The following is a 16,183-nucleotide window of genomic DNA, read 5'->3' as shown; positions in this document are numbered from 1 at the left end:
CGACACCTCATAAGCCAATGCGCCAAAAACTAACCAATATCGCGCAACCAGTCAAAGGAAAAAGAACTATTGTCGACAATCGTCTAATAAACGCCTTAAGTAAAACCTAAGTAAAGGACAGACCCGCGGCTGGCGCCATAAAACCACCGTGCTAGAATGCCGCCCGCATTTGTCTGTCATCTTTTTATGGCAGGCACTAGAAGGAGCTTGTGCAGCAATGCCAGTCGCCTTGAACTGAAGAACGGACGGCACCGCGCCAGGATCTATGAGACTCAAGCCCTTCACCCTGTTGATCTGTCTACTCCTCTGCCTGCCAGGTCTCGCTATCGCGGGTGAAAAGACTGTGTACGGTCTCAACGAATACGCGCAGTTGGCAGGAATCGACCTGGAAGTCGCGGCCAAACTCGACACCGGGGCCAAAACCGCCTCCCTCAGTGCCCGTGACATCAAGCGCTTCAAACGCAATGGCGAATCGTGGGTGCGCTTCTATCTGGCCATCGACACCGCCCACTCGCACCCGATCGAGCGCCCATTGGCACGCGTCAGCAAAATCAAACGCCGCGCTGGCGACTTCGATCCCGAGGAAGGCAAGCAGTACACCGCTCGCCCGGTGATCGAGCTGGATATCTGCATGGGCACGGCGCTGCGCAGCATAGAAGTTAACCTGACCGACCGAAGTGCATTCCAATTCCCGCTCTTGATCGGTTCCGAAGCCTTGAAACGCTTTGATGCGCTGGTCGACCCGAGTCTTAAATACGCTGCTGGCAAACCCGCCTGCGCCGTCGACGCTCATACCGCAGAGTAATGCCCATGCGCTCCCTTACCCTCCACCTGAAAATCCTGATCACCCTATTGGTGGTGCTGGGCCTTTCAGTTACGGCCTATCAGATTTTCGTGCTGGGCATTCCGGTGACCGAAGACGCCACCGACGACTTGTGGAACATCGACGCCAAGGTCGAGTTCGTCGCCAGTGCCAAGGACCCGGTCAAGATCCAGATGTTCGTGCCTCCGCTGAGTCGCGACTACGTCAGCCTCAATGAAAGTTTTATCTCCAACAACTATGGCGTTGCGGTCAACCGCGTCGACGGCAACCGCAAGGTCACCTGGTCGGCACGCCGGGCCAAGGGCAACCAGACGCTTTACTACCGCCTGGTGCTGACCAAGCGCTACACCGGTGAAAAATCCAAAGTCAAAGGCCCGACCTTCCGCGACAGCATCGCCGTCGAAGGCCCGGAGAAAGTCGCCGCCGACGCCCTGCTCGCGCCGATTCGCCAGCACTCGGCAGACGTCGAGACCTTCATCGGCGAAGCGATCAAACGCGTCAACAATTCCAATGACGACAACGCAAAACTGCTGCTGGCCGGCGATCCGTCACCAGCGCACAAAGCGAAAATCGTCGAGCTGCTGCTGTCCATCGCCCACGTACCGATGGAAAAGGTCCACACCATCCGCCTGGTCGCCGATCAGCCGCAAACCCCGGAGCTCTGGTTGCGTAGCTTCAACGGCACTGACTGGCTGTACTTCAACCCGGAAACCGGCGAGCAAGGCCTGCCTACCGATCGCCTGCTGTGGTGGACCGGCGATGACAACCTGATCACCGTCGAGGGCGGCAAGAAGGCCAACGTCACCTTCAGCCTGAACAACAGCGAAATGAACGCCATTCGCCTGGCCAAGCTGACCGACGAAAATACCGACGCCAGCTTCCTCGATTACTCGCTGTACGGCTTGCCGCTGCAAACCCAGCAAACCTTCATGATCATGGTGATGATCCCGATCGGCGTGCTGGTTATCCTGATCCTGCGCAACCTGATCGGCTTGCAGACCCTCGGCACCTTTACCCCGGTGCTGGTTGCCCTGGCCTTTCGCGAAACCGGGTTGGGTTTCGGCATTACGCTGTTTACAGTGATCACGGCACTGGGGCTTTCGTTGCGCTCCTACCTTGAGCACCTGAAGCTGCAAATGCTCCCGAGGCTGTCGGTGGTGCTGACCTTCGTTGTGGTGCTGATTGCCGCCATCAGCCTGTTCAGCCATAAACTGGGGCTGGAGCGCGGGCTGTCGGTAGCGCTGTTCCCAATGGTGATCCTGACCATGACCATCGAACGCCTGTCGATCACCTGGGAAGAACGCGGCGCCGGGCATGCGTTGAAAGTTGCGATAGGTACGCTGTTCGCCGCCTCTCTGGGACACCTGATCATGAGCATTCCGGAACTGATTTATTTTGTGTTCACCTTCCCGGCGATCCTGTTGATCCTGGTAGGTTTCATGCTCGCCATGGGTCGCTATCGCGGCTACCGCCTGACCGAACTGATGCGCTTCAAAGCCTTCGTCAAGGCCGATTCGTAATGTTCGGTTTCTGGAAGACCTGGAAGGCCCTGCACGCCCGGGGCATCATGGGCATCAATCGGCGCAACGCTGACTACGTACTCAAGTACAACAAGCGCAGCCTGTACCCGATTGTCGATGACAAGATCATCACCAAGGAACGCGCAATCAAGGCCGGCATTCACGTGCCGGAAATGTACGGCGTGATCTCCACCGAGAAAGAAATCGAAAAGCTCGGCGAGATCATCGGCAACCATAGCGACTTCGTGATCAAACCGGCACAGGGTGCCGGCGGTGACGGCATCCTGGTGATCGCCGACCGCTTCGAAGGCCAGTACCGCACGGTTTCCGGAAGGATCATCAGCCATGAAGAAATCGAGCACCAGATCTCCAGCATTCTGACCGGCCTGTATTCCCTGGGCGGTCACCGCGACCGCGCACTGATCGAATACCGGGTGATTCCCGACCAGATCTTCAAAAGCATCAGTTATGAAGGCGTGCCGGACATCCGCATCATCGTGCTGATGGGTTACCCGGTGATGGCCATGCTGCGCTTGCCCACCCGGCAATCCAGCGGCAAGGCCAACCTGCACCAGGGCGCTATTGGCGTCGGTGTCGACCTGGCCACCGGCATGACCTTGCGCGGCACCTGGTTGAACAAATTCATCCTCAAACACCCGGACACCACCAACGCGGTAGATGGCGTGCAACTGCCCTACTGGGACGGTTTCATGAAACTCGCCGCCAGCTGTTATGAGCTGTGTGGCCTGGGCTACATCGGTGTCGACATGGTGCTGGACCAGGAAAAAGGTCCGCTGATTCTCGAACTCAACGCGCGGCCCGGGCTGAATATTCAGATCGCCAATGATTGCGGGTTGACCACGCGCACTCATGCCGTCGAGGCACGCCTGGAAGAGCTGAAAGCCAGAGGGATTACCGAAACACCGCAAGAGCGCGTGGAGTTTGTTCAGCACATGTTCGGGAATATTCCCTCGGCCGAAGGCTAAGCCTTTGTGGCGAGGGAGCTTGCTCCCGCTGGGGCGCGAAGCGGCCCTAAAACCTGACAACGCAACCTTACAAGCAGAACACATGTGCCGGTTTTACGGCTGCTTCACCCGAACGCGGACAGGCCGGCGGGAGCAAGCTCCCTCGCCACAGGGTTTGTGCAGTCGCACATGATGTATCTCTTCCCGACATCCCCTCTAGGAGCAAATCCCGCAGAGGACTACAATCGCCACCCCGCCTCGATGGCTGATCTGCCCCGCTCATGTTGACCTGTTCCGTATACCCGCTTCCCTATCGCGCCAACCCCGCCGAGTATTTCGCGGCGATTCGTCATGCCCCGGGCAGCGTGCTGCTCGACAGTGGCCGGCCGAGTGCCGAGCGCGGACGCTATGACGTGCTCAGCGCCTGGCCACTGGCAACACTGGCGGTATCGCCTGACGAAAGTGGCGGCGCATTCCTGCAACGCCTGCGCGCCACGCTGGCCCGGCTCGGCGATGCAGCGATCCCTGCCCCCTACGAATTACCGTTCGCGGGTGGATTGATCGGCTACCTCAGTTACGATTTCGGCCGTCACCTGGAGGCCCTGCCCTCCCAGGCGCTCGATGACCTGCAACTGCCCGACGCGCGCTTCGGCCTGTATGACTGGGCATTGATCAGCGATCACCTGACCGGCAGCAGTCAGTTGGTGTTCCATCCCAACCTGATCGAATCCGAGCGCCAACGCCTGATCGAACTGTTCAGCCAGCCCGCGACTGCAGCTGCCGCGCCGTTCACCCTGAACGGCGCCATGAATCCCGACCTCAGCGCCAGCGACTATCAGCAGGCGTTCGTGCGTATTCAGCAGTACATCCAGGCCGGCGACTGCTATCAGGTCAACTTCGCACAACGCTTTCGCGCGCAATGCCAAGGCGATCCGTGGACGGCATATTGCTCGCTGCGGGCAGCTTGCCCAACACCGTTCTCTGGCTTCCAGAGCCTGCCCGACGGCGGCGCGGTGCTGAGCCTGTCGCCAGAGCGTTTCGTCAAAGTCAGCAAAGGCCACGTGGAAACCCGCCCGATCAAAGGCACCCGTCCGCGCGGGCAGAACGCCGCCGAAGACGCGGCCAACGCCGCCGAACTGTTGGCCAGCCCCAAGGATCGCGCGGAAAACCTGATGATCGTCGACCTGTTGCGTAACGATCTGGGCCGCACCTGCCGCATTGGTTCGGTGCGCGTACCCGAGTTGTTCAGCCTGGAAAGCTACCCCAACGTGCATCACCTGGTGAGCAGCGTCACCGGCGAATTGGCTGACAACAAAGACGCCCTGGACCTGATCGCCGGCAGCTTCCCCGGTGGCTCGATCACTGGCGCACCGAAAATCCGCGCCATGCAAATCATCGACGAGCTGGAACCAACCCGCCGTGGTTTGTACTGCGGTTCGTTACTGTATCTGGACGTACGCGGGGAAATGGACAGCTCGATCGCCATCCGTAGCTTGCTGGCCAAGGATGGCCAGATCTGCTGCTGGGGCGGCGGCGGGATCGTCGCCGATTCGGACTGGCAGGCCGAATATCAGGAGTCCATCACCAAGGTGAAGGTGTTGCTCGAAACCCTGCAAGGCCTTTAAAAACACGCGAACAGAACCTTTGTGGCGAGGGGGCTTGCCCCCGTTGGGCCGCGCAGCGGCCCAGAAATCTTCATTCGTGTTTATCAGATACACCGCATGCACAGGATTTACGACTGCTGCGCCCGAGCGCGGACCGGCCGACGGGGGCAAGCCCCCTCGCCACAGTTCCTCGGCGTCCTTTACAGGCTCAGCTCGCGATTTGAAGCTTTGAGAAACTCCTGCTTCAGCTCGGCAAAGCTGTGCACCGCCGGGAACTGCGGGAACTCGCGGATCACGTTGTCTGGTGCGTGGAACAGGATTCCGGCGTCCGCCTCCCCCAGCATGCTGGTGTCGTTGTACGAATCACCGGCGGCAATCACCCGATAGTAAAGGCTCTTGAAGGACAATACCGACTGACGCTTGGGATCTTTCTGACGCAGTTGATAGCCCGTCACCCGCCCCGTGTTATCCGTAATCAGACGATGGCAGAGCAAGGTCGGGAAGCCCAGTTGACGCATCAGCGGCTGGGAAAACTCGTAGAACGTGTCAGAAAGAATCACCACCTGGAAACGCTCGCGCAGCCAGTTGACGAACTCGATGGCACCGTCGAGCGGCTTCAGGGTCGCGATCACTTCCTGAATGTCGGACAGCTTCAGGTTGTGCTCGTCGAGGATGCGCAGGCGCTGCTGCATCAGCACGTCGTAATCGGGAATATCCCGGGTGGTTGCCTTGAGGGATTCAATCCCGGTTTTTTCGGCAAAGGCGATCCAGATCTCCGGGACCAACACACCTTCCAGATCGAGACAGGCAATTTCCACAAGACACTCCCATTTGTACTGATTATTGAGTTGAGCGAGCAAAAGGACTGCCGAACTCTAGCGAGACATACCGACCGACGCAACGCAGACGAGCGCCCCTGTCGCTTCTGGATTTTGCTACCATCGCCACCATATAGAGCGCTTAGCGCCACCGACCTGTAGGAAACCGCCCCGATGAGCCCATCGTTCGACGTCACTGAACTCGCCGCGACCTATGCCACCAAATCCGCCCAGGACATTCTCAAACTGGCTTTTGCCGAGTTCGGGGACGACCTGTGGATCTCCTTCAGCGGCGCCGAAGACGTGGTGCTGGTGGACATGGCCTGGAAGATCAACAAGAACGTCAAAGTCTTCAGCCTCGACACCGGACGCCTGCATCCGGAAACCTATCGCTTCATCGATCAGGTGCGCGAGCACTACAAGATCGAGATTGAACTGGTCTCGCCGGACCACACGAAGCTCGAACCGTTCGTCAAAGAAAAAGGCCTGTTCAGCTTCTACAAGGATGGCCATGGCGAATGCTGCGGCATCCGCAAGATCGAACCACTGCGCCGCAAGCTGTCCACTGTCAGCGCCTGGGCTACCGGCCAGCGCCGTGACCAGAGCCCGGGCACCCGCAGCCAGGTTGCCGTACTGGAAATCGACAGCGCGTTCTCGACGCCGGAGCGCACCCTGTACAAATTCAACCCGCTGGCACAAATGACCAGCGAAGAGATCTGGGGCTATATCCGCATGCTGGAGCTGCCGTACAACAGCCTGCATGAACGCGGCTTCATCAGCATTGGCTGTGAACCGTGCACCCGCCCGGTGCTGCCAAACCAGCACGAGCGCGAAGGTCGCTGGTGGTGGGAAGAAGCCACGCAGAAAGAATGCGGCTTGCACGCGGGCAACATCATCCAGAAAGCCTGATCCTTCCTGAAGGAGAAGCCGGGCGGCGCTGCGTTTCCCGGCGATGGCTACGACGCGGCCCAACGTCAAACTCAAACAGCACTGAACCGCTGCGCCAATTGCTGTTCGGCGAACTGCTCGATGATGAAATCCACGAACGCCCGCGTCTTGCCCGGCAGCAGTTTGTGTTCGGCGTAGTAGATCGAGATATTGCCGTCATCGACGTACCAGTCCGAAAGTACGCGCTGCAAAGTGCCGGCATTCAGGTAGCCGACCGCAAACGGCATGCTCACCAGCGCAATCCCCAAGCCTTGCGCCGCAGTGGCGCAAGCCGCTTCGGAGTCACTCATGGTCATCCGCGCCTTGAGGCTCAGCGGGCTGTGTTCCTGACGACGGCTGGTCAGTTGCCAGGAACGCACGCGGCCGGTCTGCGGTGAACGAATTAGAATCCCGTCGCAGTCGCTTAAATCATCCGGCTTACGAATCGCCTCGCGTTGCACCAGATAATCCCTGGATGCCACCAACACCCGGTGAGCCGGCGTCAGCTTGCGCGCCACCACCCCTGGCGGCAGTTCAAAACCGCCACCAATTGCCGCGTCAAAGCCTTGGCCGATCAAATCGACCTGGCGGTTATCAAAATGCCAATCTGGATTGATCGCCGGAAAACGCCGCAGAAACTCACCCAGCAGCGGCACGATGTACAGCCGCCCAAACACCGTGCCCATGCTGACTTTCAGCGTCCCGGCCGGACGCCCTTCAGCGCTGGCCAGATTGGCCACCGCGTTCTGAATGGTGTGCAGACTGGCACTGACTTCGCCGAGAAACAACTGACCGGCTTCGGTCAACGTCAGGCTGCGTGTACTACGCTGAAACAGCCGAACACCCAGGCGCGCCTCAAGTTTGGCGACACTTTTGCCTACCGCGGCGGGGGTCAGGCTCAAGCGCCGCGCGGCTTCGGCGAAGCTGCCAACCTCGGCGCTGCGCACGAAGCATTCGATACTGCTGAAGGTTTCCATGGCCGCCACTATAAACTTTTGGTTTACACAGACTATAGCAATGACCGTCTACACAGGGGGTAATCCAGTATCGATACTAGGCTCCATCAACCGAGACATCTCGCCTCGGGACTTTGGAGATCGACATGACCACTCAGAACCTCAGCGGTAAAGTAGCTCTGATCCAGGGCGGTTCCCGCGGTATCGGCGCCGCCATCGTCAAACGCCTGGCCGCTGAAGGCGCAGCGGTTGCCTTCACTTACGTCAGCTCGGCTGCCAAGGCTGAAGAATTGCAGAACAGCATCATCGCCAGCGGTGGCAAAGCCCTGGCCATCAAGGCCGACAGCGCTGATGCAGTCGCCATTCGCAATGCCGTCAACAGCACCGTCGAAACCTTTGGTCGCCTCGATATTCTGGTCAACAATGCCGGTGTGCTGGCCGTCGCCCCGCTGGAAGACTTCAAACTCGAAGACTTCGACCAAACCCTGGCGATCAACGTACGCAGTGTGTTCATCGCGACTCAAGAAGCGGCCAAACACATGACCGCAGGCGGTCGCATCATCAACATCGGCAGCACCAACGCCGACCGCATGCCCTTCGCCGGTGGCGGCCCTTACGCCATGAGCAAGGCGGCGCTGGTCGGCCTGACCAAAGGCCTGTCCCGCGACTTGGGCCCACGCGGTATCACCATCAATAACGTGCAGCCTGGCCCGGTCGATACCGACATGAACCCGGCCCACGGTGAGTTCGCCGAGAGCCTGATCCCGTTGATGGCTGTTGGTCGTTATGGCACCGCCTCCGAGATCGCCAGTTTCGTTGCGTACCTGGTCGGCCCGGAGGCCGGCTACATCACTGGTGCCAGCCTGAGCATCGACGGTGGTTTTGGCGCCTGATTCAGCTTTTTTGCAGCGTAAAAAAACGCCGGGCACCCTTGATCAGGTTGTCCGGCGTTTTGTTGTCCAGTGTTTTCCCGTTACGCCTGCTCGAGTGCCGGCAAACCATACGCGTGCGGCTGGAACGCTTTCAACGTACGCAGAATGCTGTCGGCATGTGCGTACTTTTCGTCGGCCATGGCCGCATCCGGCACTGCAATCGCGGTCATCCCCGCCGCTTTTGCTGCTGTGACGCCAAACGGCGAGTCTTCAAACACCAGGCAATCGCCCGGCGCCACCCCCAAACGTTGCGCAGCGATGAGGAAAATATCTGGCGCTGGTTTGGCCGCGCCGACCTCAGGGTCATCAGCGGTCACAATGGTGTCGAACAGCGCAAACCAATCGCCATGCAAGGTGGTTTTCTGTCCAAAGGACTGACTCGAAGAGCTGGTGCCCACGGCAATCGGAATATTGTTCGCCTTCAAATGCTGAACCAGCTCCTGCGCGCCCGGCATCGCCAGCGCACGCGGAAATCGTTCGCGCATCAACGGCTCGCGGATCAGCAGAAACTCTTCGGCGCTGATCGGCAGCTCCAGCGCCTCGACGACATAGCGCGCCAGATCGCCAGCACCGCGGCCGATTATGTTCTGCTTGATGTGCCAGTCGAAGGTTCGGCCATAGCGTTCAGCAATGATTTGCGTGACCTCGGTGTAGATACCCTCGGTATCGAGCAGCAAACCATCCATATCGAAAATCACGGCCTTGATCGGGCCGAAGTCGAGCGGTGCATTCATCGCATCTGATCCGTTATCAACACAACATTCCGGGAGGCGGCTCAGGTACGGCCAGTGCCTTGATCGATCGAAGCAGGATCGATCAAAGGGCTCAGCAGCATAGCGAGCGCGGTTCACATGCGGCAACTGTTTGCCGCTCCCCGCCCTCAGATCACGGCCTAGGGTGTGTAGTGAGCGCAAGGAAAGCGCCGCACGGTTACTTATAGAAATATAAGAAAATCATTGCATAACTTATGGAAGGCTTATTAAGATCTCATGAACGAAATCTACTGGACCCGCAAAGCCGTAAAGCAACTGCTCAGGGTACACACGGAGCACCGGGTGCAAATCCGCGATGCCGTAACGCAGTTGGAGCGCATGCCCGACGCAATCAACGTCAAGGCGCTGGCCCTGCACAATTGCGGGTATCGCCTGAGAGTCGGTAACTACCGGGTTCTGTTTGACTGGGACGGCTCGGTCCAGGTGGTCAGCATTCAAGAGGTCAAAAAACGTGACGAACGCACCTACTGACATACAAATCATCAACGGCCCGGACGGTGAGCCGGCCTTTGTGGTCATCCCCTACCAGCAATATGTCGCTCAACACGGCGGCACCGAGCTGATTCCTCATCAGGTGGTCAGCCGTATTGTCGACGGCGCCACCCCAATTCGCGCCTGGCGTGAACACTTGAACCTGACGCAGGAAGAAGTGGCAAAGCGGATGGGGATTTCACAACCAGCGTTCGCCCAGCAAGAGGCGGTGAACAAACCGCGCCGCGCCACTCGGGAAAAGATCGCCATGGCGTTCGGGATCAGGGCTGATCAGCTGGAGTTGTGAAGTCCGGGTCATTGCAGGCTCTGGATTCAGGTAGCGCACTAGCATGGGGTGCCAGGGGTCGAGTAACCCAAAACGAAAAAGCCCGGCAATTGGCCGCAATGCTGTTCACTTAAGGAAGTCTGGAGGCCTGAGAAGTATCTGTGGCGAGGGAGCTTGCTCCCGCTGGACTGCGTAGCAGGCCCAATTCAGGGCCGCTTCGCGCCCCAGCGGGAGCAAGCTCCCTCGCCACAACTGCGGATGTGCCTGAAACATCGGCTTAAGTGAACAGCATTACGGCAATTGGCCGGGCTTTTTCAAATCGTATCGCTGGAACCAGTGCGCTTACTTGCCCATAAGCGCGCCGCCGGCTGCGCCACCAAGGCCAGCACCAATGGCGGAGCCAGTCTTGCCGCCCAGCGAGTTGCCGATGACCGAACCACCCGCTGCGCCTACACCACCGCCGATTGCAGCTTTGGCTCGGTGACCTTTGCGTGCGCCGGCAGCACTGCCTGCCGCGCCTGCAACGCCTGCACCGATCGCCGCGCCGGTGCTGCCACCGAGCTTCTGACCGACCACATTACCCAGCGCACCACCCAGGCCGCCGCCGAGCGCTGCGCTGCCATCACCGGCCATTGCGCCTTGAGCGACCAGAAGACCCAGAACCAGAGCAGGCAAAGTTAAACGCATGACATGAACCTCAAAAAGGGTACTGATTAGTAAAAAACCGGATGCTTAAAAAGGCCGTCGGTTCAGTCAAAGAACCGGCCCAACCCTCATGAGCGCGAGGGTTGGACAGTTTATACGCAAAGAGTTTTATCGCAGGCAAAAAAAAAGCCCGCTGGGGAGACGGGCTAATGGAATTGCTTTTTAACGGATGAGTTGAGCCTACGGATATGCTTGTGAAAGAAGCGTGAAAGAAACGCCCGGAAATCAATAATGTTGATACCGCGCATGACAGTCACAAGCCCCCATTAACCTCCTGCACCACGCCACACGCTCAGACACCACTCACAAAAAAACCCGCTCAATGGCGGGGTCAGTCTGATTTTCAATTACTTGCGTACAGGCACGGAGACCTTGGGCATAAACGGCTTTGCGGTGTTTTTTGTCACCGCTGGCAGCCTGGCCTTGCCCGGCTTGGTCGGTGTTTCACCAAACCCCGCCACATAATCCGTCTGGCCACATTGCACACAATTGTTGACCGGATACTCAGCGCCATCATCTTCAATGTAAGGAATGCTCATCTATCAGTCCCTCCAGACAGATCGATACCGGCAAGCAATTGATTGCCTAAAAAAATACCGACCTCCAAGGTTTCTGAGACTAGCCGGTCATTCCCAGACCAATGATTCAATTGTCCAACACCCGACGAACGGCCAGGAAAAGCCTCTGACTTCCTCTACCTGTTTCTGACAGATAAAACGTCAATCAGCCTATTTGAGCGTCACCGCCGTTCCGGTCACAAACACCACCAGCATGCTGCCTCTGCCCGAGGGCATACTGATCTCGAAGTCCACCCCGACCACCGCATCCGCCCGAAGACTCTGCGCACGCTCCTTGAGCTCATCCGTTGCCTGGGCTCGCGCCTCCTTCAACGCCCTTTCCAATGTCTGAGAGCGCCCACCGAAGAAATCCCGCATCCCGGCAAACATATCCCGCACAACGTTGATGCCCTGCACCGATTCGGCGCTGACAATGTCCAGGTAGGCTGCGATCTGGCGACCTTCGATGGATTGGGTGGTGGTTATGATCACGTGGCATTCCTTTATTGACTGAGTATCAGCCATGCTGCTGGCTGAAGCTGGAGAGACATACATACTAAGGACTAAGTTCAACCCGCGGTTTTGATGTTGGGTGCACAGGAGGTTGTATGACGGTATTTTTACTGCTGTACCTATGCACTGACGCCTCCCGCACTGACTGCCAGGTGATACCCGTCGAACACTGGGTACACGCTGACGCTTACAAGCAATGCATGGCTGCAGCCAAAAAGCTGACGATCGATCTCACCGCCAAGAATCGAAAGAGCAATTACTTTGTCTGCGAAACTCAAGTCGGTCAGTGACCGCCAATGAAGACACCTGTTAGTGTTCTTGCATCAGGAAAAAGTCGCTAAGCCGTCTCGACCGATACACCCCATGCCCAGCAACGCCGCTTCGACAGCCTCATCCAACGGCGTATGCGGCTCGCGCCCCAGCACCTCGATCAATCGCGCATTGTCCATCTGCACTGGCGTGCGCCACAAATAACGCATTTCCAGCATTTCACGGAAGGTCACAACAAAAGGCGAAGCCAGTGTCAGCAACCACCACGGGAACGCTGTCACACGCGGCTCCATGCCCGTGTGCCGATAAACAACACGCTGGATAGCACGGCTCATTCGGGTACCGTCGGTATCCAGATGACCAGCCATATGAAATCTTTCGAAGACTTGGAGTGCGGTGCGGCGCTCCAGCAACTCGACCATGGTCCGCGCAACGTCAGGCAGATAGGCCCACTGGTGAGCAACGCCCTGCTCACCTGGATAACTCACTGCTTTGACGGGTCTCCCCGGCTTGATCAAGCCGAGGGAAAACCAGTTGCTACCGGCTCGCGGCCCGAAAAAATCTCCGGCGCGAACGATCAACGCACGAGCACCATTGTCAGCAGCCTTGCGCAAGCGCTGCTCCATCTCCACCCGAATAGCGCCTTTTCGGGTAAGCGGCTGCTGCGGTGAGCTTTCATGCAGTACCGGAAAAGCATCAGGGCCAAAGTTGTAAACCGTGCCGGGCAGCACAATGGTTGCACCCTCGACCACGGCCGCAGCGATGGTGTTGTCGAGCATCGGCAACACCAGTTCCGGCCATCGACGATAGCCCGGCGGATTGACCGCATGCACAATCACCGAGCAGCCTTTCGCGGCCTCGATAACCTCCTGCCGATTCAGCGCATCACCGCGTAACCACGTGATGTCCGCTTGTTGATCGACAGCTTTTTCGAGATGACGTGTTAGCGCGCACACCTCCCAACCGGCGTCTTTCAATTGACGCGCCACTTCCCCGCCAATCCCGCCTGTCGCTCCCAGTACCAGCACTTTATTGCTGTTCATGCCCGACGCCTCAAGGTTATAGAGGGCTTGATCCTGAGCGAATGGACGCTATAGATAAATTGCAGAAGATCAGCGTGACGCTATACATTTATGCATGGCATCGAATATTGGTTGGGAGCTCTATCGATCCTTCCTGGGCGTACTCAATGAAGGATCGCTGTCGGGCGCGGCGCGCTTGCTCGGCATCACACAGCCAACGGTCGGCCGGCACATCGCCGCGCTCGAAAAAGCGCTGGATGTCGTTTTGTTTACACGATCACAAACAGGGCTGATGCCCACCGAAGTGGCACTGACCCTGCGCGCCCACGCACAAACCATGGAAAGTACAGCGGCCTCGATTGAGCGAGCCGCCTCAAGTCAAGGCGCGGCTGTACACGGGATTGTCCGTATTTCAGCCAGCGACGTGATTGGCGTCGAAGTATTGCCGCCCATCATCACCCGGCTTCGCCAACAACACCCGGCGTTGAAAGTGGAACTCGTACTGACTAATCGTGTGGTCGATCTCTTGCAGCTCGAAGCCGACATCGCCGTGCGCATGATGCGCCCCCGCCAAGAGCAGTTGGTGGCACGTCGGATCGGTAAAATCGAACTTGGGCTACATGCGCGTGCCGAGTACTTGAACCAACATGGCATGCCGCGCGACCTCAACGAACTGGCCGGCCATTCGATCATCGGCTACGACCAGCCGAACGCCTTTATCCGCAATATCACCAAGTCCATCAAAGGCATTGACCGCCAGCTCTTCTCACTGAGCAGCGACAGCGATCTGGCGCAGTTAGCATTGATACGCGCGGGGGCCGGTATCGGCTTCTGCCAGGTTCCACTGGCCAAGCGTGATGCAGCATTGCAACGCGTGCTGTCGACGTCGTTTTCGCTGGGATTGGAAACTTGGGTGACCATGCACGAGGACTTGCGTAATAGCCCGCGATGCCGCGCGACCTTCGACGCGTTGGTTGAAGGGTTGCAGCAGTATGCCGATCAGGACGCCCTGGATAATTGAATCGCCAAAGGGGATGGCTTACCCGGCGCAACGCCGTATAAGCACTGACGTTACTGGTGTATTTCGGATCGCAACTGGCAAACCCTGCTTGCGCAGAATTTGCCAGCCTTTGGCACTACATCCGGCGGATTAAGCTTTAGTGTTGATAAGCTCGCCGGTTATCTGCCCATTGCCATTTACAACGCCGGTAGCAGGCGCCTTGGACGGCGTTGCAGCACCCGAGTGTTTGTGTTGGTGCTTTTGCATCAACAGTTGAGCTTGATGATCACCATGCCCAGCCTCTTGAGCGGTTTGTGCGGCGGTCTCGTTGGCTTCTTTCGATGCTGCCACAACGTTACTGGCAACGCTGGTGGATGCAGTGGCCTGATCGGCTTGCGCCTTGGGCTGACTTTGGGCAGAACTGAGCCCGTTGATAGTCACTGGGCTGGAAGCCGGGATTGCTCCGATGGACATAGGTAACTCCTGAATAAGTGGATTACACACGCGTGAATCGTTAATGCGATTTGCGTCAACGTTACCTTTTGAGTCCTGCCCTTTGCCTATCCCTCCTCACTCTCAGCCAACGGCGCCGCAGAGCTTAGGTTTCGGGTTGTAGGGTTACCGTCGGATAGAGGTGAAAACTTCGTGGTTTCCCGGAATAAAAAATCTGAAAGCGGCGCATTGAGATAGCGCCTTTGGCAAATACTACCGTTACAATTTGACACTTATTCACTCCCCCAAAGATCAGAGTCATGACTGAAGACTTCGAAGTCCCTAGTCCGCACGAAAAGCAGCTGGAACACGCCACCGAACACGCCCATGCCCGTGGAGACAGTTTCGCCAGCAAGATAGCGGTGATGACGGCGATCATGGCAACCATCGGCGCCATGCTCAGCTATCAGGCGGGCTCCACGGAAAGCGAAGCAGCCATGGACAAGAACAACGCCGCCATCAAGAAAACCGAAGCCTCCAACCAATGGAATTACTACCAGGCCAAATCCAGCCGACAAAACCTCTCTGAACTGGCGATTCACATCCCCGGCCTCGATGCTGCGCACTACACCACCGAAGCGCAACGCTACAAAACTGAAAAAGAAGCAGTGCGCAAGCAGGCGGAGATACTCGAAGCAGAAGCTCGCGAGTGGGATGAAAAATCAGAATTGGTATTGCACCAGCATCACCGCTGGGCCCAGGCAATGACGGCGATTCAGATTGCCATTTCGCTGGCGGCGATCACTTTGTTGACGCGTAAGGAATGGCTGAAACGGGTCGCGTACAGTGCCGCGGGCATTAGCGTCGTGTTGGGTTCGCTGGCGTGGTTGCATCTATAGGTTTTTTGAGGGGGGTGACGTCAGTTCCCCCCCGCCACCCTGACTTTTGAGCACCTATCGTACAATTTCGTGGGAAACAAGGCGCCCTGGATCGAGATCACGGACTCCTTGTCGCTGCATGAGACTTATGAGCTACAAACAGTCGTGCACCGACTTCATCAGAGCGCGGGATTTGGCCCACGGCGGGCCTTGATACAGCGATATGCGGCTCCCATTCTTGTACTTCACGATATCCAGCGTCTCATCGGCCGTCACAATGCTTGGCGCAGTAATCCGGTAGCCGTTTGAAATCGTAGTCTGGGTGGTTTTAGGGATCTCGCGCTGCCAGGCCGGCAGAACGCACTGCGCGTACTCCTTGGGAACCTTGGCAGTGATCTCGCTGACATTCGGCTCACCCGGCACCAAGGAGGCCGGCAAAGAGCACCCAGCCAACGCTGCAACAGCAAGCGCACCTATCAAAACTCGCATAATTGTTCTCTGCAATAAAATGTGGCAAATGTAACGCGAGGCCGGGTAGACATCCAGCGTAATTAAGGGAACGCACTGTTGCATTATTGAGAACAAACCTATCGAAAAGGAACGCTTTCGCGCGTTTCTGAAAGTCGCTCTGCCTCTTGTCGCAAACCCCGCCACGCGTGTAATGCTGTTCACTTAAGCCGATGTTTCAGGCACATCCGCAGTTGTGGCGAGGGAGCTTGCTCCCGCTGGGG

19 protein-coding genes are annotated in these 16,183 nt (G+C 57.9%); 10 read left to right on the top strand and 9 right to left on the bottom strand.

The features are described from left to right. Positions 1 to 265 precede the first annotated feature (265 nt). The 4 genes from KRR23_RS26985 to pabB all read left to right on the top strand — a co-directional run bounded on the left by KRR23_RS26985 (position 266) and on the right by pabB (position 4,933). Positions 266 to 805: an ATP-dependent zinc protease gene (locus tag KRR23_RS26985; protein WP_103315381.1), complete on the top strand. Its 540-nt coding sequence runs from the start codon at positions 266 to 268 to the stop codon at positions 803 to 805. A 5-nt stretch (positions 806 to 810) separates the two neighbouring features. Further along, entirely contained in the window at positions 811 to 2,343 is a 1,533-nt protein-coding gene (locus tag KRR23_RS26980) for an inactive transglutaminase family protein (protein ID WP_216744911.1), read from the top strand. Then, complete coding sequence (locus KRR23_RS26975) at positions 2,343 to 3,329, top strand: alpha-L-glutamate ligase-like protein (RefSeq protein ID WP_216744910.1); 987 nt, start codon at positions 2,343 to 2,345, stop codon at positions 3,327 to 3,329. Before KRR23_RS26980 ends, KRR23_RS26975 begins: the two co-directional genes overlap by 1 nt. A gap of 260 nt (positions 3,330 to 3,589) precedes the next feature. Further along, the gene (gene pabB / locus KRR23_RS26970) at positions 3,590 to 4,933 is read left to right on the top strand and encodes an aminodeoxychorismate synthase component I (RefSeq protein WP_216744909.1); all 1,344 of its coding nucleotides are present in this window, start codon (positions 3,590 to 3,592) and stop codon (positions 4,931 to 4,933) included. A gap of 179 nt (positions 4,934 to 5,112) precedes the next feature. On the opposite strand, the gene thrH is transcribed toward pabB, so the two are convergent. Then, on the bottom strand, positions 5,113 to 5,730 hold the full coding sequence (gene thrH, locus KRR23_RS26965) for a bifunctional phosphoserine phosphatase/homoserine phosphotransferase ThrH (RefSeq protein ID WP_216744908.1): 618 nt from the start codon (positions 5,728 to 5,730) through the stop codon (positions 5,113 to 5,115). Between the two features lie 174 nt (positions 5,731 to 5,904). On the opposite strand from thrH, the gene KRR23_RS26960 reads away from it, so the two are divergent. After that, entirely contained in the window at positions 5,905 to 6,639 is a 735-nt protein-coding gene (locus KRR23_RS26960; RefSeq protein ID WP_054593268.1) for a phosphoadenylyl-sulfate reductase, read from the top strand. A gap of 71 nt (positions 6,640 to 6,710) precedes the next feature. Here KRR23_RS26960 and KRR23_RS26955 read toward each other — a convergent pair whose 3' ends face one another. Next, the gene (locus KRR23_RS26955; RefSeq protein WP_216744907.1) at positions 6,711 to 7,634 is read right to left on the bottom strand and encodes a LysR family transcriptional regulator; all 924 of its coding nucleotides are present in this window, start codon (positions 7,632 to 7,634) and stop codon (positions 6,711 to 6,713) included. 125 nt (positions 7,635 to 7,759) lie between these two features. Between KRR23_RS26955 and KRR23_RS26950 the strand changes: the two genes are divergently transcribed. Continuing rightward, on the top strand, positions 7,760 to 8,506 hold the full coding sequence (locus tag KRR23_RS26950) for a 3-oxoacyl-ACP reductase family protein (protein WP_216744906.1): 747 nt from the start codon (positions 7,760 to 7,762) through the stop codon (positions 8,504 to 8,506). 80 nt (positions 8,507 to 8,586) lie between these two features. Here the strand turns inward: KRR23_RS26950 and KRR23_RS26945 are convergent, their stop codons facing one another. Beyond that, entirely contained in the window at positions 8,587 to 9,279 is a 693-nt protein-coding gene (locus KRR23_RS26945; protein ID WP_216744905.1) for an HAD-IA family hydrolase, read from the bottom strand. Positions 9,280 to 9,534: 255 nt separating this feature from the next. Between KRR23_RS26945 and KRR23_RS26940 the strand changes: the two genes are divergently transcribed. Both KRR23_RS26940 and KRR23_RS26935 read left to right on the top strand, forming a co-directional pair. Continuing rightward, positions 9,535 to 9,789, top strand: a complete 255-nt coding sequence (locus tag KRR23_RS26940; RefSeq protein WP_103315387.1) for a type II toxin-antitoxin system RelE/ParE family toxin — start codon at positions 9,535 to 9,537, stop codon at positions 9,787 to 9,789. Beyond that, a complete protein-coding gene (locus tag KRR23_RS26935) occupies positions 9,770 to 10,096 on the top strand; it encodes a helix-turn-helix domain-containing protein (protein ID WP_019689429.1) in 327 nt (108 codons plus the stop codon). Before KRR23_RS26940 ends, KRR23_RS26935 begins: the two co-directional genes overlap by 20 nt. A gap of 321 nt (positions 10,097 to 10,417) precedes the next feature. On the opposite strand, the gene KRR23_RS26930 is transcribed toward KRR23_RS26935, so the two are convergent. From KRR23_RS26930 to KRR23_RS26915, 4 genes are all read right to left on the bottom strand, one after another. Beyond that, on the bottom strand, positions 10,418 to 10,762 hold the full coding sequence (locus tag KRR23_RS26930) for a hypothetical protein (protein ID WP_019689428.1): 345 nt from the start codon (positions 10,760 to 10,762) through the stop codon (positions 10,418 to 10,420). A 365-nt stretch (positions 10,763 to 11,127) separates the two neighbouring features. Beyond that, positions 11,128 to 11,319: a hypothetical protein gene (locus KRR23_RS26925; RefSeq protein WP_054593275.1), complete on the bottom strand. Its 192-nt coding sequence runs from the start codon at positions 11,317 to 11,319 to the stop codon at positions 11,128 to 11,130. A 189-nt stretch (positions 11,320 to 11,508) separates the two neighbouring features. Continuing rightward, the gene (locus tag KRR23_RS26920) at positions 11,509 to 11,829 is read right to left on the bottom strand and encodes a YbjQ family protein (RefSeq protein ID WP_054593276.1); all 321 of its coding nucleotides are present in this window, start codon (positions 11,827 to 11,829) and stop codon (positions 11,509 to 11,511) included. Positions 11,830 to 12,173: 344 nt separating this feature from the next. Continuing rightward, entirely contained in the window at positions 12,174 to 13,163 is a 990-nt protein-coding gene (locus tag KRR23_RS26915; protein WP_216744904.1) for an SDR family oxidoreductase, read from the bottom strand. A gap of 94 nt (positions 13,164 to 13,257) precedes the next feature. Between KRR23_RS26915 and KRR23_RS26910 the strand changes: the two genes are divergently transcribed. After that, the gene (locus KRR23_RS26910; protein ID WP_216744903.1) at positions 13,258 to 14,163 is read left to right on the top strand and encodes a LysR family transcriptional regulator; all 906 of its coding nucleotides are present in this window, start codon (positions 13,258 to 13,260) and stop codon (positions 14,161 to 14,163) included. Between the two features lie 129 nt (positions 14,164 to 14,292). Here KRR23_RS26910 and KRR23_RS26905 read toward each other — a convergent pair whose 3' ends face one another. Next, positions 14,293 to 14,616, bottom strand: coding sequence for a hypothetical protein (locus KRR23_RS26905; protein ID WP_216744902.1), 324 nt, complete (start codon positions 14,614 to 14,616; stop codon positions 14,293 to 14,295). Between the two features lie 278 nt (positions 14,617 to 14,894). Between KRR23_RS26905 and KRR23_RS26900 the strand changes: the two genes are divergently transcribed. Then, positions 14,895 to 15,473 (top strand): DUF4337 domain-containing protein, encoded by a 579-nt coding sequence (locus KRR23_RS26900; protein ID WP_216744901.1) that lies wholly within the window; start codon positions 14,895 to 14,897, stop codon positions 15,471 to 15,473. Between the two features lie 132 nt (positions 15,474 to 15,605). Here the strand turns inward: KRR23_RS26900 and KRR23_RS26895 are convergent, their stop codons facing one another. Continuing rightward, a complete protein-coding gene (locus KRR23_RS26895) occupies positions 15,606 to 15,941 on the bottom strand; it encodes a hypothetical protein (RefSeq protein WP_054593281.1) in 336 nt (111 codons plus the stop codon). Positions 15,942 to 16,183: the final 242 nt, after the last annotated feature.

Origin of the sequence: Pseudomonas sp. CVAP#3 (assembly GCF_018986375.1) — a bacterium.
Classification (GTDB): domain Bacteria; phylum Pseudomonadota; class Gammaproteobacteria; order Pseudomonadales; family Pseudomonadaceae; genus Aquipseudomonas; species Aquipseudomonas helvetica.
The sequence above is the reverse complement of the archived record's forward strand: the minus strand, read 5'-3'. Positions and strand labels throughout refer to the sequence as shown.

Excerpts from the sequence above, each read along its gene's own strand:
- KRR23_RS26985 (WP_103315381.1), top strand. The coding sequence starts at position 266 with ATGAGACTCAAGCCCTTCACCCTGTTGATCTGTCTACTCCTCTGCCTG.
- KRR23_RS26980 (WP_216744911.1), top strand. The coding sequence starts at position 811 with ATGCGCTCCCTTACCCTCCACCTGAAAATCCTGATCACCCTATTGGTG.
- KRR23_RS26975 (WP_216744910.1), top strand. The coding sequence starts at position 2,343 with ATGTTCGGTTTCTGGAAGACCTGGAAGGCCCTGCACGCCCGGGGCATC.
- pabB (WP_216744909.1), top strand. The coding sequence starts at position 3,590 with ATGTTGACCTGTTCCGTATACCCGCTTCCCTATCGCGCCAACCCCGCC.
- KRR23_RS26960 (WP_054593268.1), top strand. The coding sequence starts at position 5,905 with ATGAGCCCATCGTTCGACGTCACTGAACTCGCCGCGACCTATGCCACC.
- KRR23_RS26955 (WP_216744907.1), bottom strand. The coding sequence starts at position 7,634 with ATGGAAACCTTCAGCAGTATCGAATGCTTCGTGCGCAGCGCCGAGGTT.
- KRR23_RS26950 (WP_216744906.1), top strand. The coding sequence starts at position 7,760 with ATGACCACTCAGAACCTCAGCGGTAAAGTAGCTCTGATCCAGGGCGGT.
- KRR23_RS26945 (WP_216744905.1), bottom strand. The coding sequence starts at position 9,279 with ATGAATGCACCGCTCGACTTCGGCCCGATCAAGGCCGTGATTTTCGAT.
- KRR23_RS26940 (WP_103315387.1), top strand. The coding sequence starts at position 9,535 with ATGAACGAAATCTACTGGACCCGCAAAGCCGTAAAGCAACTGCTCAGG.
- KRR23_RS26930 (WP_019689428.1), bottom strand. The coding sequence starts at position 10,762 with ATGCGTTTAACTTTGCCTGCTCTGGTTCTGGGTCTTCTGGTCGCTCAA.
- KRR23_RS26925 (WP_054593275.1), bottom strand. The coding sequence starts at position 11,319 with ATGAGCATTCCTTACATTGAAGATGATGGCGCTGAGTATCCGGTCAAC.
- KRR23_RS26915 (WP_216744904.1), bottom strand. The coding sequence starts at position 13,163 with ATGAACAGCAATAAAGTGCTGGTACTGGGAGCGACAGGCGGGATTGGC.
- KRR23_RS26910 (WP_216744903.1), top strand. The coding sequence starts at position 13,258 with ATGGCATCGAATATTGGTTGGGAGCTCTATCGATCCTTCCTGGGCGTA.
- KRR23_RS26905 (WP_216744902.1), bottom strand. The coding sequence starts at position 14,616 with ATGTCCATCGGAGCAATCCCGGCTTCCAGCCCAGTGACTATCAACGGG.
- KRR23_RS26900 (WP_216744901.1), top strand. The coding sequence starts at position 14,895 with ATGACTGAAGACTTCGAAGTCCCTAGTCCGCACGAAAAGCAGCTGGAA.
- KRR23_RS26895 (WP_054593281.1), bottom strand. The coding sequence starts at position 15,941 with ATGCGAGTTTTGATAGGTGCGCTTGCTGTTGCAGCGTTGGCTGGGTGC.